16 protein-coding genes are annotated in these 20,933 nt (G+C 39.7%); 3 read left to right on the forward strand and 13 right to left on the reverse strand.

Going from position 1 to position 20,933, the window contains the following annotated elements:
- Positions 1-74: 74 nt before the first annotated feature.
- The 7 genes from CBM24_RS05050 to CBM24_RS27980 form a co-directional block, all read right to left on the reverse strand.
- Positions 75-1,394: a serine hydrolase domain-containing protein gene (locus tag CBM24_RS05050; RefSeq protein ID WP_088160393.1), complete on the reverse strand. Its 1,320-nt coding sequence runs from the start codon at positions 1,392-1,394 to the stop codon at positions 75-77.
- Positions 1,391-1,948, reverse strand: coding sequence for a hypothetical protein (locus CBM24_RS05055; RefSeq protein ID WP_157698373.1), 558 nt, complete (start codon positions 1,946-1,948; stop codon positions 1,391-1,393). Before CBM24_RS05055 ends, CBM24_RS05050 begins: the two co-directional genes overlap by 4 nt.
- Positions 1,949-1,997: 49 nt before the next feature.
- Positions 1,998-2,342 (reverse strand): PadR family transcriptional regulator, encoded by a 345-nt coding sequence (locus CBM24_RS05060; protein ID WP_070564875.1) that lies wholly within the window; start codon positions 2,340-2,342, stop codon positions 1,998-2,000.
- A gap of 492 nt (positions 2,343-2,834) precedes the next feature.
- On the reverse strand, positions 2,835-3,113 hold the full coding sequence (locus tag CBM24_RS05065; protein WP_088160395.1) for a hypothetical protein: 279 nt from the start codon (positions 3,111-3,113) through the stop codon (positions 2,835-2,837).
- Between the two features lie 3 nt (positions 3,114-3,116).
- Positions 3,117-3,830: a hypothetical protein gene (locus CBM24_RS05070; protein WP_088160396.1), complete on the reverse strand. Its 714-nt coding sequence runs from the start codon at positions 3,828-3,830 to the stop codon at positions 3,117-3,119.
- A 179-nt stretch (positions 3,831-4,009) separates the two neighbouring features.
- The gene (locus CBM24_RS05075; protein WP_088160397.1) at positions 4,010-6,247 is read right to left on the reverse strand and encodes a Tex family protein; all 2,238 of its coding nucleotides are present in this window, start codon (positions 6,245-6,247) and stop codon (positions 4,010-4,012) included.
- 85 nt (positions 6,248-6,332) lie between these two features.
- The gene (locus CBM24_RS27980; protein ID WP_088160398.1) at positions 6,333-6,854 is read right to left on the reverse strand and encodes a twin-arginine translocase TatA/TatE family subunit; all 522 of its coding nucleotides are present in this window, start codon (positions 6,852-6,854) and stop codon (positions 6,333-6,335) included.
- A gap of 242 nt (positions 6,855-7,096) precedes the next feature.
- Here CBM24_RS27980 and CBM24_RS05085 point away from each other — a divergent pair, with 242 nt between their 5' ends.
- Positions 7,097-8,473 carry an MATE family efflux transporter gene (locus CBM24_RS05085; RefSeq protein WP_088160399.1) on the forward strand — a complete coding sequence of 459 codons (1,377 nt, stop codon included), beginning with the start codon at positions 7,097-7,099 and terminating at the stop codon, positions 8,471-8,473.
- 99 nt (positions 8,474-8,572) lie between these two features.
- On the opposite strand, the gene CBM24_RS05090 is transcribed toward CBM24_RS05085, so the two are convergent.
- The 3 genes from CBM24_RS05090 to CBM24_RS05100 form a co-directional block, all read right to left on the reverse strand.
- Positions 8,573-9,922: a dihydrolipoamide acetyltransferase family protein gene (locus tag CBM24_RS05090; protein WP_088160400.1), complete on the reverse strand. Its 1,350-nt coding sequence runs from the start codon at positions 9,920-9,922 to the stop codon at positions 8,573-8,575.
- A gap of 112 nt (positions 9,923-10,034) precedes the next feature.
- Positions 10,035-11,294, reverse strand: a complete 1,260-nt coding sequence (locus tag CBM24_RS05095; RefSeq protein ID WP_088160401.1) for a competence/damage-inducible protein A — start codon at positions 11,292-11,294, stop codon at positions 10,035-10,037.
- 272 nt (positions 11,295-11,566) lie between these two features.
- Positions 11,567-14,200, reverse strand: a complete 2,634-nt coding sequence (locus CBM24_RS05100) for a putative LPS assembly protein LptD (RefSeq protein ID WP_232475686.1) — start codon at positions 14,198-14,200, stop codon at positions 11,567-11,569.
- Between the two features lie 201 nt (positions 14,201-14,401).
- Here CBM24_RS05100 and CBM24_RS05105 point away from each other — a divergent pair, with 201 nt between their 5' ends.
- Entirely contained in the window at positions 14,402-15,202 is an 801-nt protein-coding gene (locus tag CBM24_RS05105) for an N-acetylmuramoyl-L-alanine amidase (protein WP_075991265.1), read from the forward strand.
- A 61-nt stretch (positions 15,203-15,263) separates the two neighbouring features.
- On the forward strand, positions 15,264-16,211 hold the full coding sequence (locus CBM24_RS05110) for an MlaD family protein (RefSeq protein WP_088160402.1): 948 nt from the start codon (positions 15,264-15,266) through the stop codon (positions 16,209-16,211).
- Between the two features lie 466 nt (positions 16,212-16,677).
- Here CBM24_RS05110 and CBM24_RS05115 read toward each other — a convergent pair whose 3' ends face one another.
- The 3 genes from CBM24_RS05115 to CBM24_RS05125 form a co-directional block, all read right to left on the reverse strand.
- The gene (locus tag CBM24_RS05115) at positions 16,678-18,759 is read right to left on the reverse strand and encodes a S9 family peptidase (RefSeq protein WP_088163459.1); all 2,082 of its coding nucleotides are present in this window, start codon (positions 18,757-18,759) and stop codon (positions 16,678-16,680) included.
- Between the two features lie 181 nt (positions 18,760-18,940).
- Positions 18,941-20,407, reverse strand: coding sequence for a cell envelope integrity protein CreD (gene creD / locus CBM24_RS05120; protein WP_088160403.1), 1,467 nt, complete (start codon positions 20,405-20,407; stop codon positions 18,941-18,943).
- Positions 20,408-20,411: 4 nt separating this feature from the next.
- Positions 20,412-20,903: a hypothetical protein gene (locus CBM24_RS05125; RefSeq protein ID WP_088160404.1), complete on the reverse strand. Its 492-nt coding sequence runs from the start codon at positions 20,901-20,903 to the stop codon at positions 20,412-20,414.
- Positions 20,904-20,933 lie beyond the last annotated feature (30 nt).

Raw genomic sequence — 20,933 nt, forward strand, 5'->3', positions numbered from 1 at the left:
CTACCTAATGAAAAATGTAAGATAGTGCCAAATAAAGGCCATGAATCTTTACATTAGTTAACCGCAGTATCTCCTTATTTCTTCAATACAAGAGTATGTCCATTTTGGTAGAGTGTCATTTTGTTTTCGCTACGTTCGAAAACTATTTTTACGCCAAATTGCGGTTGGACCAGCGTATTTCTATCCTTGGGTTTCAGTTGAAATGCCGGCTGACCGACAACTTGACCCAGCACCTTGTTGCCCTCTCTCGTAATATTTATCTGAATAGGAGGCTGTTCGCTTTTGTATTCGCCGACGAGGCTTGAAATTTCTTCCTCTGTCAATTGTATTTCCGCAAGATCAGGAAGTGGAAAAGGTTTTTTATAAAGTTCGCCAAGGCTGAACTTTAATATTTCATTATTATTATAATTGTTGGCATTGCTAATGATAGCGACATTATAATTACCATCATCAAAATGACCAGCTACCGAGGAGTATCCATCTATACCACCTGTGTGGCCAAAGCCTATATGTTCATAGAATGGTAATTGGAATAAACCCAATCCATAGCCCTGATCTATTTTTTTCATCTCTTCCAGGCTTGCAGCATTGATTATTTTATGGCTAAATAAACCATTGAAAAATTTGCCCAGATCTGCCGGAGTTGACCAAACGGCTCCGGCTCCAAGCGGAACAGAATTGTCCGTGTGTAGTTCAAGGGTCCATTCGTGAGTGAATCGATAAGATTCGCTAACATCCCTGCTGTTATTTTGTGGACGGCCAAAGGTTGTCTCTTGCAAGTTTAATGGCTTACAGATGTATTCTTTCAATAAAAAAGCATAGTCTTTTTTCCAAACTTTGTCTAAGATATAGGTAAGTAGGATGTAGTTTGAATTACTATATGCATGTTTACTGCTGGGAGCAAAGTCGGCTCCGCCTTTGACGATGCGTTCAACAAGTTCTTTCTCTGTCTGTGGTTTAGTATTCCATGTCAAATAATCGTTGTCATCCGTGATATTGTGTAATCCGCTGCTATGATTTAACAATTGGCGAACGGTGATTTTTCCAGCGTCTGGAATATCTTTAAAGAATGCAGATATTGGTTCGTCTAACTTCAGTTTTCCGAGCTCAACTGTTTTTAGTACAAGTGTTGCTGTGAAAGTTTTGGAGATTGAACCTATTCCATAACGCGTATTTATGTTCGCTTTTTTTTTCTGCGCTACATCTGCATATCCAATTGCCTTTTGATAGAGTAATTGATCGCCTTTGCTGATTGCAATACTGCCCATCCAGACATTATTTTTATCAATGACGGACATCAGGCTATCCATGCGAACAGCTGTGAATTCCTGGGCTTTGAGAATGGGGCTTGATAGGGTTCCTAAGAGGAACAATAACACTGTGGTTCTTTTCATAATTTATGGGGAATAGATTTTTTGAGTTTCAAAATTAACGTGGAGGAATAGTAAAGTCCACTGATGATGAATAGAAATGCTGGAATGAAATAATTGCCCAATTGTTCGTAACGCAGGGCTTCTTCATGCTGTAAAATAAGTTTGCCGAATATGAAAAACTTGTTGGGCGCATAGAAGAATCCGACTCCCTGAGGATCAATAAATTTGGCCACGACTAGAAATACGGCGATGAGCATAAGGGTATAGATGATATAATAAATCATGTTTACGATCCCTTGTGTGAGCATGATAGGTACCCGTAATAAGGATACGGATTTGCGAGGAGATTCTATTGACGGGGTAATGGACGTTGACAAAATCATTTCTTTGATAAAAGTCTCTGGTAACCCGAGTTTATCTAAGATTTCTTGGAGCTGACTAGGCATGGCGTCATGGATTAACTGTGGGGGAAGCTGCTGTTGCAATGCCTCAAATATGTGGCTATTGATTTCACATAATATATCCTGTCTTTGCTCCAAGGCTAATTTTTTTACAAGAGCCGTTGCTTTTGACATGTAGTCTTGATATAGCAGAGCTGAGGATCTATTTGTAAAGGGTATCTGGTTATAATGCATGCGTCAAAGTGGTTAAATGTTGGTTTAAGCTTGTCCAGTACGTTCTCATCTCTAAGAAAGTACTTTGGCCTTCCTTTGTTATTTTGTAATATTTTCTTGGAATCCCAGTTTCCTGAGGCACCCAGTTCGATTCGACCAGGCCTTCGTTTTTTAAACGGATCAATAAGGGGTATAAAGTTCCTTCAGCAATATCAATGGCGGTTTTCTTCTTGACCTCCTGGATAAGATCATAGCCATAGTATTCCTGATCATAGGCAAGAATACCTAATACAACAAAAGAAAGACTTCCTTTTTTTAGCTGTGAAATCCATTTGTCAATAAATTCTTTGTTCATGGAAGTAAATATATAACAAAATACATAGTAATACAATGTATTGTTTTAAATTTTTAATATACCTTTCAATGAAGGAAAGTGTCCTAATTAAAAAAAGATGGGGGAAGTGGATTTGATGTTACTTCGATTGATTTTTTGCTAAAAAAAAACACTTGAAGTGGGGAACTTCAAGTGTTTAACCTAACCAATTATTAACCTAAATTTATGAAAAGTATACTTTCTCAAGTATAATAAACTATGTTCAATATCTGTGCCATTCTATTTGTTAGTTTTATAATATTTTTCTTTGTGTTATTTTTGTTACGTATTATCTCCGGAGTTGGTTGATGTTATATCTTATTTGGTAATATTTTTATATTTTTAAAGATATTCAACAGCCTAAAAAAGTACTGAGTTAATTTTCTATACTATTTTTGACTACTTTATTACCCAAATTGTCCTTTTGTGTATATAAAAGAAAACAGCGGCTGTCCGAAAATAGGCTAATTGTAGCTATGGAGCGTAATATTTGAAGAGGTCTTTCCACTCATCATCCAAATTACCTTTGTATACGTTTTGTTTGGCACGACGATACCAATATTCTGCATTCCACTGATCGCCTTCTTTGCGATGTAAATAAGCATGAACATGTGCTGCGTCAGTTCCGTCTAATTGATCGATCAGGTCATGCGCGGTTTTCCAATTTCCTTTCAGATCATGCCAAAGTGACTTTTGTACCGCTGTCCAATGCTGAAGCGGAGCTTCAAGAGATTGAAATTCTTCTATTGTCATATTTTATTCTGTTATTTCTTTGCTCCAGATTTCATAAATATCGTCTCCTTTCGAACTTTTTCCTTTATGATGCCATGCGCCATTCAGGATTTCACCATCAAAGGCGAGTTCTTGCCCAACTCTATTATTGTCTCTCGAAAAGAACCGTATTTTTTCGGAGTACCGATTATTATTGTACTGATAGTCACCTCCGCCTGTACCATAGAAACCCTTTTGAGCAGGATTAATCGCTAGCCATTGAAAATATCCATCAACCAATATTTTGATTGTTTTACGATCTGCTTTGGGAATATCTTGCATTTTGCCTTCTTGCTGGCGACCTGTGATCCGCCAAAGTGCGTCAAGGTCTTGTGGAACTTTTTTCTGCTTGATATAGAGATGGTAGCTATTGGCAGTTTTGAGGCGAAGGGAGTCTGCTTCAATCCGGTAAGGTAATTGGGTTGTTTTGCCAATGGCAGCCGAATCCTGTGAGTTATACTCGACAGCGATAGTGATCAGATTATGCTGCTTATCAAGTGCGCCGCCCCAGGTAAGCTGAAAACGTTTTCTGACGTCATCGTAACTTATAAATGAAATATAATGGTCTTTAACGAGCATTAAATGTTTATTGATGCCATCCTGATACAGGTAGGCCCCGTCGTGAAGTTGCTGCTGTGCCTGGATTTTAGAAAAATAGATTCCAAAAAATAGAAAGAATAGGAGGGTACAATTTTTCATAACGGGTCTAAACTTGTTTCCCCTAAAGATACAAAATAAAACAGCGACACGAATGACGAACATTGGATTTAATCGAATCAAAAAAAGCTGACCAGGCGATGCCTTGCCTCCAAAAAGTTAGACACTTTTCTTGGCAGTTCAGCGAACGGTCAGCTTTTTTGATTCGGAGTTAAATGTATCTATTTAAATTTACTTGCCAATGCAGCTAGCTTGCTGGCCATATCCGTTTGTGGTTCGGCCTGCTTTTTAAAATCATTTTTTTTGTTTTTGGGTAGCGCAGGCTTCTCATCTGTTTTCATTGACAATGCAATGCGACTACGTTTTTCGTCTACTTCTGTTACCGTTACCATGACGTGTTGCTGTACTTTGACGACTTCATGGGGATCTGATATATAGCGATTAGATAATTGGCTTAGGTGTACCAGGCCATCTTGATGTACGCCAATATCAACAAAGGCACCGAAATTCGTAATATTGGTCACGATTCCCGGCAGTTTCATGCCAACCCGTAAGTCGCCAATGCTGTTGACCCCATCCGTGAATGAAAATGCTTCGAATTTTTCCCTTGGATCTAATCCGGGTTTTGCTAATTCATTTAGAATATCGTTTAATGTCGGTAGTCCTACTTCCTCCGAAATGTAATTTTTTAGGGGAATAGATTTCCTGAGGTCAGCATCTGTCAATAGGTCCTCCACTTTTTTTCCCAAGTCTTTGGCCATTTGTTCCACCAATGCATAACGTTCGGGGTGTACTGCAGAGGAATCCAATGGATTTACCGCATGGCGAATGCGAAGGAATCCTGCGGCTTGTTCAAATGCTTTATCACCAAGGCGAGGAACTTTTTTCAGTTCACGTCTCGATGCAAATGGACCATTCTCATTTCTGTATTTGATGATCTGTTGGGCCAAAGATGGACCTAGACCCGAAACATAGGATAAGATTTGTTTGGAGGCAGTATTCAGTTCAACACCGACCGCATTTACACAGCTGATAACGGTGTCGTCCAGAGAAGTTTGGAGTTTATTTTGATCAACGTCATGTTGATATTGTCCGACACCGATCGATTTTGGATCGATCTTAACCAGCTCAGCCAAGGGATCCATCAATCGTCTACCAATAGATACTGCACCACGTACCGTAACATCTTGATCTGGAAATTCTTCACGAGCAGTTTCGGAAGCCGAATAAATAGAGGCTCCACTTTCATTGACCATAACGATGGTAACGTTATTTAATCCGAGTTTCCGTACAAATTCCTCCGTTTCTCGACCCGCTGTTCCATTGCCGATTGCGATGGCTTGGATATCGTATTTCGAGACTAAATACTGAATTGTTTTTTTTGCTTCTGCCAGTCCATTGGCACCCGTATGTGGAAAGATAGCCGTATTTTCTTTGAGCTGTCCCTGCTCATCCAGAACAACCGTTTTACAGCCTGTACGAAATCCTGGGTCGATTGCAAGCAGCCTTTTCTGCCCTAGTGGAGCGGCTAGAAGTAATTGACGAACATTGTCGGCAAAAACTTTGATGGCTTCTTCATCGGCTTTTTGGCGTGTTAATACACGAATTTCAGTCTCCATGGAAGGTTTTAACAGACGCTTATAGCTATCGACCAAGGCGAGTTTTACCTGAGCTGCGGCATCGTTGGCACCCTTAACATAGATGGATTCGATACGGGGTAGAATTTCTTCTTCATTGATCGCTATATCTAAGTAGAGCAGCTCTTCTTTTTCCCCACGGCGCATCGCAAGCACACGATGGGAAGGTGCATCTTTCAAAGATTCAGACCATTCGTAATAATCTTTATATTTTAGGGCGGCGTCTTCTTTTCCAGGAACTACCTTTGAAACAAATGCACTTTTTTCGAGGAATATCGCTCTCGACTTGGCTCTCACTGTCGCATCTTCGGCAATGACCTCTGCAATGATATCGCGGGCACCTGCTAGTGCCTCCTCTGTATTTTTTACGCCTTTTTCTTCATCTATTAAACTGTCCGCAAGGGCGAGGAAATCGCCCGTTTCTTGCGCCAAAATAAGATCCGCTAAAGGTTGCAGACCTTTTTCACGTGCCACACTGGCGCGGGTTTTACGCTTAGGTTTGTAAGGCAAATAGATATCTTCAAGACTGGCCATGGTTTCGGCATTCAAAAGCTGCTGCTCAAGCTCCGCTGTCAATTTCCCCTGATCGTTGATAGATTTAAGAACAGCTTCTTTACGTTTATCTAAATCGCGCAGCTGCTGGAAACGATCTCTGATATTGGTGATTTGAACTTCGTCCAAACTACCAGTCATTTCCTTACGGTAGCGTGAGATAAACGGAACGGTAGCGCCTTCGTCTAATAGTGCTATAGTCGTGCGAACCTGTTTTTCGCTAATAGAAAGCTCGTTAGCAATAGTAATTTCGTGTGTTGATAAGCTCATTGTCGGTTTAATCTTAAAAAGTAGAGCTGTTGAATCACCATTCAACAGCTCTAAGTATATCTAATTATAAACTAAAGTAGTAAAATTAAGCAGGTTTATTGGTATTGTCCTGCTCAGGAACTTTTTTATCTTCTACCTCGTTGTTTTTAGTTTCTGCAAAATGATCGTTATACCCGTACGTGATGTGGGATGGCTCTTCGCCGTAATCGGGTTGTTTATGCGGATTATGTTCGACGACACCGGCAGGTGTTGTGAATTCATATTTTTTCTTAGGCTGCTCTGTTTCTGAACCTTCTACGGTTTCCTGTGGCTTAGCCTCTTCTTCGTGTGCTACTTGAGCCTTCTCCTCAGCTAAACGCACATCATTAGGAACAGCTTCTTCTTTTACTTCTGTTTTAACGTCTATGTCTTTCTCGAAATTATTGATTTGATCTGAAATTTCACGTTTGATACCTTCTGATGCATCTTTGAACTCACGTATTCCTCTTCCTAAACCTCTCGCCAATTCAGGAAGTTTTTTGCCTCCAAAAAGTAACAAGATTGCAAACACAATTAAGATCATCTCTTGTGTTCCGATGTTTAGAAATGCTATTACTGGATTGTACATACTCTTTTTCCTCTTCTTTTGATTACTAACTAGATGCTAAGGTACATTTATATTTCTATAGTTCTTAGACCCAAAAGTAAATTTAAGATAATTTTAAGGTATTTGAAACATAAAAATTACTTAACAAAGTGCGGTTATTTGATGGGTGTAAATTGTTATATTTTTGCTAAATATTTTTTAATATGACGATAGGGTAGCAATATCTTCGTATTTTTGTGGCTATTTTTTTAGGGAAATCGATTATGTTGGGAAAATTTAAAACATTTAAACCGTATTACAAAAGTACGATGGTATTGGCGGGGCCAGTGGTGATCTCACAATTGGGACATACACTGGTGCATACCGCAGATAGTGTGATTGTTGGACATTTTGCAGGAACCATTCCATTGGCCGCAGTTTCGTTGGTACATGCTGTTTTTATGGTTGTTATGGTCATCGGGTTGGGAATTGCTTATGGCATCACGCCGTTGATTGCACAGGAGAATGGCCGTGATAATAAAAAAGAATGTGCCATATTGTTGTCCAATAGCTTTTGGTTAAATATTCTCGCAGGACTCTTGTTGTTCGCTTTAGTTTACTTTGGTTCGATGTTGGCTATCGATCACCTCAACCAAGATCCGGCTGTGGTGAAGGAGGCAAAGCCTTATTTACTTATTCTGAGTTTATCGATGCTTCCGTTGATGGTATTTAGCACATTTAAACAATTTGCCGAAGGCCTTGGCTTTACAAAGCAAGCCATGAATGTAACTATTTGGGGAAATGTACTGAACATTATTTTGGCGATCATCTTTGTCAAAGGGATGTTTGGCATTAGCCCTATGGGGGTGAAGGGAGTCGGATACAGTACATTGATCGACCGTGTGTTAATGATGTCTGTGATGATGACCTATGTATTGCGATCGCAGAAATTTAAAGGATATATTCAATATTTTAAGGTGACATTGGTAGATCGGCAACGATTGCTTAAGATCGTGCGCATCGGAGCACCCGTGGCTATGCAATATGTATTTGAAATTGGGGCTTTTGCAGGGGCTTCCCTATTAGCCGGTACGATAAGTGCTACAGCGCAAGCTTCTCATCAAGTAGCCATCCAGCTGGCCGCGATGACGTATATGATGGCGAGTGGTATCGCTGCTGCTGCAACAATCAAGGTGGGGAATAGTTATGGTAATAGAAACCTTTTTCGCCTCGAACGATTTGCCATCACTTCGTATCAATTGGTGTTGATCTTTATGGTGATTACAGCGTCTTTGTTCGCGTTGTTGAATAATTATTTACCTTATATCTTTACCTCAGATCATGCTGTGGTGATTATTGCTTCCCAGCTGTTGATTATTGCGGGACTTTTCCAATTGTTTGATGGTACGCAAGTTGTCGGTCTGGGGGTGTTACGTGGTATGGGGGATGTGAATATTCCAACCCTAATCACATTTATTGCTTATTGGATTATAGGGCTACCAAGTGGCTACCTCATGGGAGTGGTATTTAACTGGGGTATTAAGGGGATTTGGTATGGGCTGACATTAGGCTTGTTAACCTCTTCGCTTTTACTTTATCTGCGGTTTCAATTGGTGATCAAGAAGAAGAAAATACAATTCGAACAAAGTATGTTTAAGTAACAAAAAATATATTTTAAATAATAAAAATGCCCCAAATAAGTGTCTAACTTTTTGGGGCATGTCTATTAAGAGCCTTTTTTTATTTATCAATTTTGATGGCTAGATTACTCTATTGCTATCCCAATTTTCCAGGTAGTCCGCCACACGTTTTAAGAAGGTACCTCCGAGGGCACCATCGATTGCACGGTGGTCGTAAGAAAGTGAAAGATACATCATATGTCTAATACCAATCATATCACCATACTCTGTTTCTATGACTGCTGGTTTTTTCGTAATTGTACCTACAGCCAAGATTGCAGCTTGCGGTTGGTTAATGATAGGAGTTCCCATAATATTGCCAAAAGCGCCGATATTGGTGAATGTAAATGTGCCATCTTGTGTGTCGTCAGGTTTTAATTTATTTGCCCGTGACCGTTGTGCGAGGTCGTTGACACTTTTACTCAAACCTACTAAGCTTAATTGATCTGCATTTTTGATAACAGGAACGATGAGATTGCCATTAGGCAATGCTGCCGCCATACCAATATTGATGTTTTTCTTCTTGATGATATTGTAACCGTCGATCGAGATATTGACCAATGGAAAATCTTTGAGCGCCTTGCTAATCGCCTCGATAAACAAAGGGGTGAACGTAATGTTTTCTCCCTCGCGTTTTTTATAGGCATCTTTAACTTTATTGCGCCACAAAACTAAATTGGTTACATCTGCCTCAACAAAAGAACATACATGGGGAGAGGTTTGTACACTTTTGACCATATGGTCTGCAATCAACCTTCGCATGCGGTCCATTTCAATGATTTCATCACTGCCATTGGCAACAGTGTGAACATGCGATGGAGCAGTGGAGATTATTTTCGGAGATTCTGTAGCCGTGTTCGTGTGCTCTGCCGGAATAGACTTTGGTGTTTTTGCCGATGAATCTCGATGTGTTACATACGTTAAAATATCTTCCTTTGTCACTCTTCCCTCTGCTCCAGTACCCTGGATACGGTCAAGTTCATCTTGGGACAATCCTTCGTGACGTGCGATATTCTTTACTAAAGGTGAATAGAAACGAAGGGTATTCTCGTAGGGAGAAGACGAAGTTTCAGCCGCTACATTTGGCAGCTGGTCTACACCAGGGATATTCAACTCTATGATCTCTTCGGGAGCTGTCGCTGAAGGAGCTGTATTTTCTTGTGCTTGAATCGCAGGTTCTTCATTTTCGCCCTCAATTTCTATAATTGCAACGACTTCACCAACTTGGACAGTCTGGTCTACGGTATAGCAATGCTCTTTTAAAACACCTTTTACAGGGGAAGGTACCTCTGAATCAACTTTGTCCGTTGCGATTTCCAATAAAGTGTCATCTTCATCAATCAGGTCACCAGGTTGTTTTAACCATTTTGTGATTGTTGCCTCGGATACACTTTCTCCCATTTTTGGGAGCAAGAGTTTATATAAAGCCATATTTTTTAGCAATCTCGTTATAGAAAAACGAAGTTAAATAAATTGTGGTTTACTTTCAACAATTTAAAATATTATTCCTTAAATAAGGTATTCTTTGAAATATTATTTTACTTTATTGTGTGTCTTGTTCTTTTTCTTTTACCAGCAACTTCCACAAAAGTAATAAAGCATTCATACGGGTACGTTCGATGTTGATCAGTCTTTCGTTATTAAACTGAAACTTCTTGGTTAAAACTTCTTTTTTTCCCGCAACAGCTACCCAGATCGTGCCAACTGGTTTCTCAACTGTTCCACCACCTGGCCCCGCTATCCCAGTTGTCGCAATAGCATAATCCGACGAAAATGCCTTTTTTGAACCGGAAGCCATTTCGATAGCAGTCTGCTCACTTACTGCGCCATATTGGATCAGTGTTGCTTCTTTGACGTTCAACAATTGTTGTTTTAAAGCGTTGGAGTAGGGGATAGTACCACCAAGGAATATAACGCTGCTTCCTGCTACTGCGGTTATTGAAGCGGCAAGGCTACCACCTGTACAGCTTTCTGCGGTAGTCAATGTAGCACCTCGGCGGCTAAGCTCTTTAATTAAATAAGGTTCGATGCTGGTATCATAATCTGCAATGACATATTGTTGTAAACGATGGAGTAGCTTTGTTTTAAAAAGGGCAACCTGGAGCATAATGTCAGATTTATTCCTGCTTTTACCAGAGAGTCTCAATCGGATAAAGGCCAAGGTTGGTAGATAGGCCAATTTTATGCTTGAAGGAAGTTCTGATTCGATATCCTTTATTTCTTCTGCCAAATAGGATTCTCCGATTCCGCCGACCAAAATTGTCTCATGACAGATAAATAAGTCAGGATCCTGTTTGGCTAATAAAGGCAGCACATGTTTTTCCATCAGAAATTTCATCTCAAATGGCACTCCAGGCATAAAAATAAACTTCTTTTGGTTCTGGTGTACCAGCATGCCGGGTGCAGTGCCATAGTCGTTAAATAGGACTTCACAATTTGCCAAAACATCGGCCTGCTGCAGATTGATGTCGAGCATTTTTAGATTGCGCGATTCAAATATGTTGGTCACGTGCCGAAGTACATGCTCATCCCGTATCAAGGTGGTTCCAAAATACGCTGCGGCAGTTTTTTTTGTCACATCATCTTTCGTCGGGCCCAGACCTCCGGTGATTAAAATAAGATCTGCTCGAGCTGAGGCCTCTTTCAATGTCGTTGAAATAGCCTCTTCGGTATCAGGGATCGATGTCATTTGAACGATATCGACTTCGAATTGGAGCAGTTGCTTGGCAATCCAGCCTGAATTGGTATCAATGATCTGACCGATGAGGATCTCATCGCCTATGGTAATAATCTCTGCTTTCATCTTTAAAATAATTATGCGATCACCTCCCTACTTTGAAAAATGCATCTGTGGGGATAGTGTTGGATTTTCTCAATCTTTTGGTGTTAAAATGTCCATGCGCTAGCGCCTAAAAAATGAAAATTCAATACCAGAAGATTCAGGATATAAACTTACATAAAATTGCGACTCAACGAAATGTTAAAAATGTATTTGATGGAAGAAGTTTTTTGAAAAGAAGCTGATGGTTCTGCTGACCAATACAGGTATAGCATTTCAAAAAAAAAGCAGTTATTTTAAAAATAACTGCCTCCTGAACTGGCTCTTTTTGTGAGCTTAAGATCTTGTAAGATCGATGCCTTTGCACGAATGGTGACGTTATAGCTTCGGAACCGCCCAAAAGGCATCCAGCCAAATGACATATCCCAACAATGTAGATCCCGATAGATATTGAAAGAGGTCATGACCACTTCCTTCTGTTTGAAATCGTATCCCGATTGAAAGGTTACCTTCCATTTGGGTGTAACACTGAAATCACCATGTAAATTTAAGGTACTTGTGATTTGACTTTCCATTCTCCGCGTACTGGAGTTGAACGATTTTGCCATATTGAAACTGAACGATGCCGCAAGGTTCCATGGGATATTAAAGTCCACAAATGCGTTTGGATCTGAGCTAATTCGAGCCAAGGCCTGTGCTTGCTCAGGAGTCATACCTGCTCCAGACATTTCTTTTCTTAAAGAATCGATATTGTTATTACGGGATTTTGCAGCCTTAGGATTCAGACTATAGTCAAAGGAAAGACCAAAGTTTGTCAGGCGAGCAAGGCTACCGTCTTTAATGGCATAGCGATTGACGCGGACACCATTTTCATTGACCGAATAGGGATCAAATGTACCGTTGAAGTTTACATTCATCTTTTGGTCGAAAAAAGCTGTACGGCCAGAGAAAGTAATTGGGGACAACTTTAGCGAGTCGGCAACAAAGTTGTAATTTCCGCTGAACGTCAAACCTTGAAGAATAGGGATTTTCTTCATGCCTCCATCCGTGGTATCGGATTTACTTTTGACTTTTGCTTCGATGTTATTGTCAATGGAAAAGCCTATCCCTGCAGATTTTCCTGCAGAAGGAGATCCGTAGACACCCTGACTAAAGATTGAGTATACATTTCTGTTCCCATATTGATCGTTATAATGCTGATAGAAACCATATCTTGGATCCGAAAAATCGGGTCTATAGTTCAGGTTGATCGACGGTGTAACGACGTGTCTGATCTGCTTAAGGTTACCTATTTTAGGGAAATAATTACCATAAACCTTGGTCGAAAGTCCGGTCGAAACAGAGTAATCGTATGCACGATTGAATCCCTGAACGGTATCGATACGTTGTTTATAACCTGCGGCAGTATTGTCGATGCTTTGTCGTGTACTTTGTAAATACCAACGCTCGGTATAGTTTACACTGGTGTTGAACTGAAAATATTTAAAAGCATTGAGTGATAAACTGATTGGAATATTATGTTGGAAACCATTTTGGAATTTCTTGAACCCCCCTGGTTTAAATAACAATGTATCAATGGTGCTTACCGAGTTTTGTGCTTGGAAACTATAACCGACATTGATGCGTTGATACCATTTTTGTTCACCGACACGGTCTTTACTGTCAAATGGATTGAAAGAGGATACGTTTAAGCTGATATTTGGTAAACTCATCTGTATACTGCGCGTAGCCATATCCTGATTATGCGTTAAGCTGGCCGTGAGGTTTACCTTGCCATCGGCAAATACTTTTCCATAACTGATGGACGAGCCCATCCGGTTACGTGCAAGGTTTTCATAGGTGTTTTGTGTACTTCCCGTTCCGGTATTTTGAAAGAAAGAACTTGTACCAAAGTTAACACTTGCAGAGAAAGATGTTCCTGGATTGGCTTCCTGGCGTTGGGTATGGTTCCAAGTGACATTAAAATCCTTATTGGAGCCATAATTAGATGTTCCTTCAATACCCGTTTTGGTATTGGCATAACGGATATTAAAACCACCGTTAAATTTATAGTTGACGGTATAGCGCGTATTGATGGACGCTTCCCATGAACCTTTAGAATACAAGGAACCTCTAATCTCACTGTCCCAATAATCGTTGAAGGCCAAATACCAACCGATATCCCGCATCGAGAATCCTCTGGTATAATCTTCCCCAAAAGATGGGAAGAGAAATCCAGATGCTCTTTTATCTGGTTTTGGGAAAAACGCAAATGGAAATGCCACCGGCATGGGGACACCCATTACCACAAGATAAGCCGGACCGGAAATAATCTGATTTTTAGTGACAATTCCTTTGGTGATATGAATGCCAAAATGGGTATGCGGATAGGGTAGATTACAGGTACTATATAATCCCTTGTATATCGACATTTCGTCGTAGATATTCTTTCGCACAATATTGGCCTGGATAAATCCACCATCAACTTCGGTCATAATACCGTAGGTGTTTCCCTCTTGTTTTTCGTAATCGTAATAGAGTGAGTCTACCGTTTTCGGTGATTCACCATTTCCCATGATGACGATAGGACGCCCTACATATTTACCACTTTTGTCATAGATCCCAGAAGCAAAAATCTTTTTCTTGTTTCGGTCAAGACGGATATAATCGGCAGAAAGTTCAAAATCTTGATATTTTACCTTTGCTCCGCGATAAAGGTGACTTATATTCTTGGCAACTTCAGATTTCTGCGAGTCAACCGCAATAATACTCACTTCAGCCTGCAAACCACTTCCTTTTTTCTTGGTCGTATCGCTTACAGATTTGGTCGTATCTGCAGTTTTGGATTTACTCGTGTCTTGCGATTTATTGGTCGCCGAAATAGGATCTTTATCTTGAAGTCCGTTCTGTTTTAAAGGAATATTACTTTGAGCAAAGCTAGAATTGCCCATTGCAAGAATGATAAATAGTGTTAAAATGTTGATTAACGACTTCAAAATTAAAGACAAATGTTATTTTTGTGAAATAATGTTAAACTTCGAGAGACAAAATTAGTCAAAAAAGCAATAGAAAATATGTTAAATATCGTTATCTATTAAAGAAATAATATAGACTCATTTTGATTCGTTTATAGTAGAGCAAATAATTATTCAATGAAATCAGATTTAAGAATTAGAAAATGGTGTAGCGTTGTGTTTGCTACTTTGGGATTTTTTTTATTGAATTCTTTCAAATTAAACAATGGGCAGGTAGAGCCTCCGGACTACCAAATAAGAACGATTGTAATTGATGCTGGCCATGGTGGAAAAGATACAGGGGCGGCCGGACGGCGATCGTTGGAGAAAAATGTAGCCCTTGAAGTTGCTTTGAAATTAGGAAAGCAGATTCAGAAGGATATTCCAGGTATCAAGATCATCTACACAAGAACGACCGACGAATTTGTTGAGCTTTACAAACGTATTCGTTTGGCGAATGCCAATAAAGCCGATTTATTTATTTCAATACACTGCAATTCCAGTGGTGCTAGTGCACATGGTACCGAAACTTTGGTCTCTGGTTCGCATCGTTTGGGACAGCAAGATGCTGCCGTTCGCGAAAATGCTTCCTTGTTACTGGAATCAAACTATAAAGAAAATTATCAGGGATTTGATCCAAAAGACCCTGAAAGTGCGATCATCTTTTCCTTGATGAAAAACCGATTCCGTGAAAAAAGTATTCGCCTGGCACAGATGATCGAAGGTGAGTATGTGAAAGCGGGCCGATATAGTAGAGGATTTTGGGAGAAAGGGTTAGCTGTGCTAGCAGAAGCAGGTATGCCAGCTGTATTGACGGAAATTGGCTTTATTAGTAATAGAGAAGAAGAGAGCTATCTCCTGTCTGATGAAGGGCAACAGGAGGTTGTTGATAATTTGGTTTCGGCTCTGAAAATTTATAAAAATTCTGTAGAACGCTAAACAGATTTGCTTTTATGCTGTTTTAAACTTAAATTAATGATCATTACTAAATAGGTTATTTGTGAAAATTTCAAACGAGACAAAAGTCGGCATATTAGCAACAGTTGCAATAGTTTTATTATTTATTGGATATAGCTTTCTAAAAGGAAATGATGTTTTTAGCAGCGATAATACTTTTTACACGACCTATACGACTGTAGATGGCCTAACTCCCTCCAAGCCTGTCCTGGTCAATGGCTATCAGATTGGGCGTGTTTCAAAAATGATTTTACAGGCAGATGGGAAGATCAAAACGGAGTTTAAGATCCATTCTCATTACGATATACCAAAAAATACAGTAGCGAGAATTTCAAGCACAGATTTGTTGGGAAGTAAGGCTATTGTTTTCGAAATGGGCAACAGTAAGGAATTGGCAAAGGATGGCGATTTTTTAACTTCAGGTGTTCAACCGAATATAATGGATAAGGTTGAACCCATTCAAAAACGGATCGAAACAATTACCATTAAACTGGATTCAACGCTATCGGTCGTCAATACTGTCTTAGACAAACAGTTTCAGGACGACTTTAAAAGAAGCATTCATAGTATTTCCACTTCTTTAAAAAATGTGGAAGGCATCACCAAAGATGTCGAAGGTCTAGTGGGGGATGAAAAGGGAAGACTGAATAGAATCATGGCTAATCTGGAATCTATCACTTCCAATTTTTCACAAAATGGTGAGAAAATCAATGCGATTATGTCTAATCTGAATAATATTACCGATAAGGCCGCCCGATTGGATTTTGAACACACCATGAACAAAGTAAATGCTGCAGTCAATGATTTTCAGGAGATCACTGGAAAAATTAATAGTGGTAAGGGATCTATCGGTTTATTGCTCAATGACGAAGCTTTATACAATAATCTTAATAATGCTTCAAAGGAAATGGATAATTTGATGAAGGACGTTAAAGAGAAACCTGGGAAATATATCAAACTTTCCATCTTTGGAAAAAAAGGTGAAAAGTAGATTTCAGCAATCAAATCGGATAATATACATAAAAGGCCTGCATATAGCAGGCTTTTTTCTTTTCATAGGATTGCCTTTGGACGTTGGAATTTGTCGACGGTCCTATACCCTAAATTTGCTCCCTTGGTTTATGTTTTACCGAACAGTACTTTCCTGTAACCGAGCTTATACGATGTTCTAAATTAGCACCGTTTTAACTGCCTTTTTACAGGGTATTAACACCGGGTTAATAGCGGTATACCCCTGTTGACCCCCTGTTATACCCCTGTTAACCCCCTGTAAAACCCCCGTAAAACTATAACTTGATATTAATCGTTGGTTAATAGGAGCATGATACGGTCATATAAGGTGAAATAGAAACGCCACTCATCGAGTGGCGTTTCTATTCTGCTAAATTCAGCACTTTACGAGCGACTTTATTAGTCGCGAAAGTAGGTGATCTTCCGATCCGATTTCACCGTACTTTCTATAAGGTTTCTTTAAGCCAGGTAAAGAATTCTCTTTGCCAAACCTGTGCGTTTTGTCCGGACAGTACCCAGTGATTTTCATCCGGTAGGTAGACCAGACGGCTCTTAATTTTTTTGAGCTGAGCCAATTGGAATGCAGCCAGTCCTTGTCCGATTGGGACGCGATAATCTCTTCCACCCTGAAAAATCAAAATTGGTGTGTGCCAATTATTTGCTTTTTCAATCGGGTTGAATGCGGTATAGGATTTCTCATTTTTGCTATCCCAGTACGCTCCGCCCAGTTCGTGGTTGGCGAAAAAGAGTTCTTCTGTGGTGCCATACCAGCTTCTCATGTCGAATAAACCATTGTGCGCAATGAACGTTTTGAAACGGTTTTGATGCACTCCAGCTAGTTGATAAACAGAGTATCCACCATAACTAGCTCCAATCGCCGCGCGGCGTGTTGTATCTACATAAGACTCTTTGGAGATATCGTCTATGGCGGCCAAGTAATCCCGGATTGGCTGACCACCCCAGTCTTGGGAAATAGCTTCATTCCATTTTACCCCCCAGCCAGGCATACCCCTACGGTTTGGAGCGATGACAATATAACCTTGTGATGCAATCAATTGTAAATTCCAACGGAACGAATAAAATTGCGTCAGTGCGGATTGAGGGCCGCCTTCACAGTAAAGTATCGTTGGATATTTTTTTGCAGGGTCAAAGTTTGGCGGATAGATTACCCATGAAAAAAGATCTGCTCCATCGGATGCCTTTGTAATACGCTTCTCAATTTTGTTTTCGCTGATGCTTGCGTATTTTGCATCATTAACTTTGGTGACCGGAGTTAAAGATTTGGTTTTTAGATCAAAGCTAAAGATTTCTGTTGCACGGGTAAACTTTGTCGAGCTAACGATTAATTTGTCTGCTACTTGACCTACAATCCCGGTGATGTCAAAATCACCTTCCGAAATTTGACGTATTTTTGGTAAACTTTTAGCTTTGATATTGGTCGGTACTTCAAGTTCAAATAATTGAACGGTACCTTTCGTAGCAGCTGTAAAATAGATTTTTCGATTGTCACTGCTCCAGATAAAACTATTGACCGTACCATCCCAATGTGCTGTTAGATTTAAACGAATTGAGCTGTTTTTGTCAAATAGCATGATGTCATTTTTGTCCGATTCATAACCATCGGTTTTCATGCTGAGCCAAGTTAGGCTTTTCCCATCGGGAGAATAGGTTGGGGCTGTGTCATACCCATTCATACCTTCTGTCAGGTTGGAAGTCGTTCCGCTGGCGATATCATAGCGATAAATATCGGTATTGGTACTGACGGCATAGTCTGTTCCGAATTTCTTTTTACAGACATACAGCACTGCTTTGCTATCTGGAGACCAGGCAAGATCTTCGGCGCCACCAAATGGTGCCTGAGGGCTATAAAAGGCTTGGTCCTTCAATAGGTCTACCGGCTCACCAACTTTACCATCAATAAAACTCGCCACAAAAGGATGACTGAACTTACCATCATTGAAGGTATCCCAGTGCCTATAATCTAAGTTGTCATAGATATAAGCGTCTGACTTTGGCAATTCGGGATATTTATCTGTGCTGTGGTATTTTTTTACAAGAACGGACTGACTGAAGAGTATTTGTTTTCCATCAGGAGAAAATTTGACATTTTCTAAGGCGATATCACCATTTGTCAATTGAAGTGCTTCACCCTTAGATAGGTTCTTCTTCCATAACTGCCCTTTTAGTAAATAAATTACGTCGCCATTTGGTGCGATCTGAACGACTGTTTCACCGCCTTTTTGATCGGTGAACTGATGGTTGGTGCCATTGGTCAGTGAAATCGTATATAGATTTTTTTCACTTGAATTGCTTTCCAAATTATAATTGGAAACACCATATACCAATGTTTTGCCATCTGCAGAAAGTCCTTCGGCCGAAACACGACCAAGATCCCAGAGTGTACTTGGGTTGATCGGTTGTGGCGATTCCGACACTAATTTAAAATTGCTTTTTCCACCTTTGCTTTCTTGCGCATTGCTGAGGTTACACGCCATAATCGCTAATGTAAGTATTGTAAGTTTTTTCATCTGTTTAAACATATCTATGCCGCTGAAAAATTTCTTCGCAAGTTACAGAATTTGGTCATAAATGCTAAGTCAAGTAAAAAAATAGCCATCTCTTTTAGTTAGAAATGGCTTATGAGAATTGCAAATCCCTTATTTTTTAAGTAATATTTGAATCAAGACCCAGTAAAGTCGCAGATGTTGTCTATTGATCCACATGGCTATTGTCAAATTGATACCAGTTTATTTTTGTTGAAACGCGCATCAAAATCGCCAAAATGATAAAGATGCCAATTGTTCCAGCGATAAGGGAATAATCCCGAAGTTGCATAAGGATATAGATGAAGAGATAAAATAAAGCCAAAATTGAACTCAGCAACAGCGCCGATTTCTGATCTTTGGTAATTGATTTAATGAAACTGCCAATCAGCATAACTGTAGCCACGGAAGCGGTTAAGTAAGCTAGATTAAATCCAATATGCTCGGATAGCGCGAGTAACAATGTGTAAAAAAGAACCATCGCTGCTCCAATCAGGATATATTGGATGATATGGATCCTTTTTTTCTTGATCACCTCGGTGAATAGGAGCGAAGTAAAGGTCAGAATGATGACTAAAATACCATATTTGGCAACTCGTGTTGTTTTTTGATAGTTATTGATATCTGGTAAGAAGTTAATTGTAATCATGTCCGTATTATCCAATAGGTTATTTGCAGAGGCAACTGTATTGGTGGCGGTTTGTGCTGCCTTTTGTTCATTGTCCTCATTTCCATTTGCGAGCTTGTTATCGAACTGATAGATTGGACGTGCATCGCCAGTCCATTGTTGTGGCAGCTTTCTATTGAACGAAGGGATTTCCCATGAAGCCGAAAAATTTGATGTTTCGGTATTACGTTTGCTCGGTAAAAATGCACCAGTGAAACTTGGATTAGCCCAGTTGCCCTTTGCCTGGATGTTTGTCTGATCACTAAGAGGGAGGAAATTCAATGATTTGGATCCTTTTAGATTTAGTTTTATCTTGAAACGATTGTCCGTTTTCTGCGGATCCAAAGATACCGGACAGACTAAATTTTGAGTAAATAATTTGAGATTATTAAAGTCTGGATCGAAAGTTAACTCGTTTCCATCCCAATTCAAGGATGGGCGCTTGCCTAAGCCTTTAAAATCCTGGATACCGAAAATAAGCTTGCTGCCTTTCCAGTCAATTTGCTCATGAGGGATCTCGAGTTTTTCTAGGGATATTTTGTCAAAAGAACCTTCTAATGTTATGTTGCTGTTGTAAACTACCGCATTATAAATACCTCTAGAGAGATGTTGTGGTGTTACATCTGTTGTGATATTGGAAGTTTTGGGTAAGACAAATATCCATTTCAGCTCTTCTCTAAGGTTAGATTTTTCGGCTTTTTCGGTAGACAGTGGGATAGTCTCGCGATAGGGGATGGCGAGAACAGGGCTTGAAATAACCTGATCCTTTCCCCAATTTAATGTAATTCCATCGGATACTTCCTGTTCGCGGTTTTTCCGCTCTTCAATCAAATCGCTGATTAAGGCTAGCGGAATAAGTAGTATGAGGGAAAGAAAGAAAATGACAAATAGCTTTAGGACAGTAGAATTACTGATTTTCTCAAAAAATGAGGATTGCTCTGTCGGAGGTAAATTGTTGTAGTTCATGGTTTTAGCGGTTTAAGTTTAGCTGAATGTTTTTGCTGTATAAGGCAATTTGAAGCTCCGTTAATTGCCAGTGAAGGATTTCTTTAAATTCTAAATGATGAAAACTTTGGAGCGATCGCCCCTTTTGAAAATGTTTTTTGTAATAACCGAAGTATTCAGGAAATAAGGTGCCGCCAATAAAAATCATTGCCATGAGATACAGGCTTATCTTTCCATTACCAAGCAAAAGGAATTGCATGGCAATTTCATCTTGTATCTCTGTTCCGGTTTCAGTCAGGATATGAAAGACATCGTGATTTTCCAGTTTGGGCATGACATCGAAACCTTTACTTTCATAAAAGAGCCCCAAATTATGGCCGATGCTTCCAATGGGGTAGGTCATGAAATCTGCTTTAGAGATTCCCCAGGCTTTTTTGTTCCATTTAAAGATGTTTGCATACACTTTGGAGGACCAATTGTAGAGGTGCAGCATCAGTTTCAGTCTAATTCCTTTCATTTAATTATGTTTTAAAAGTACTTTGGTTTT

Origin of the sequence: Sphingobacterium sp. G1-14, from assembly GCF_002196555.1 — a bacterium.
In the GTDB taxonomy this organism is placed as follows: Bacteria; Bacteroidota; Bacteroidia; order Sphingobacteriales; family Sphingobacteriaceae; genus Sphingobacterium; species Sphingobacterium siyangense.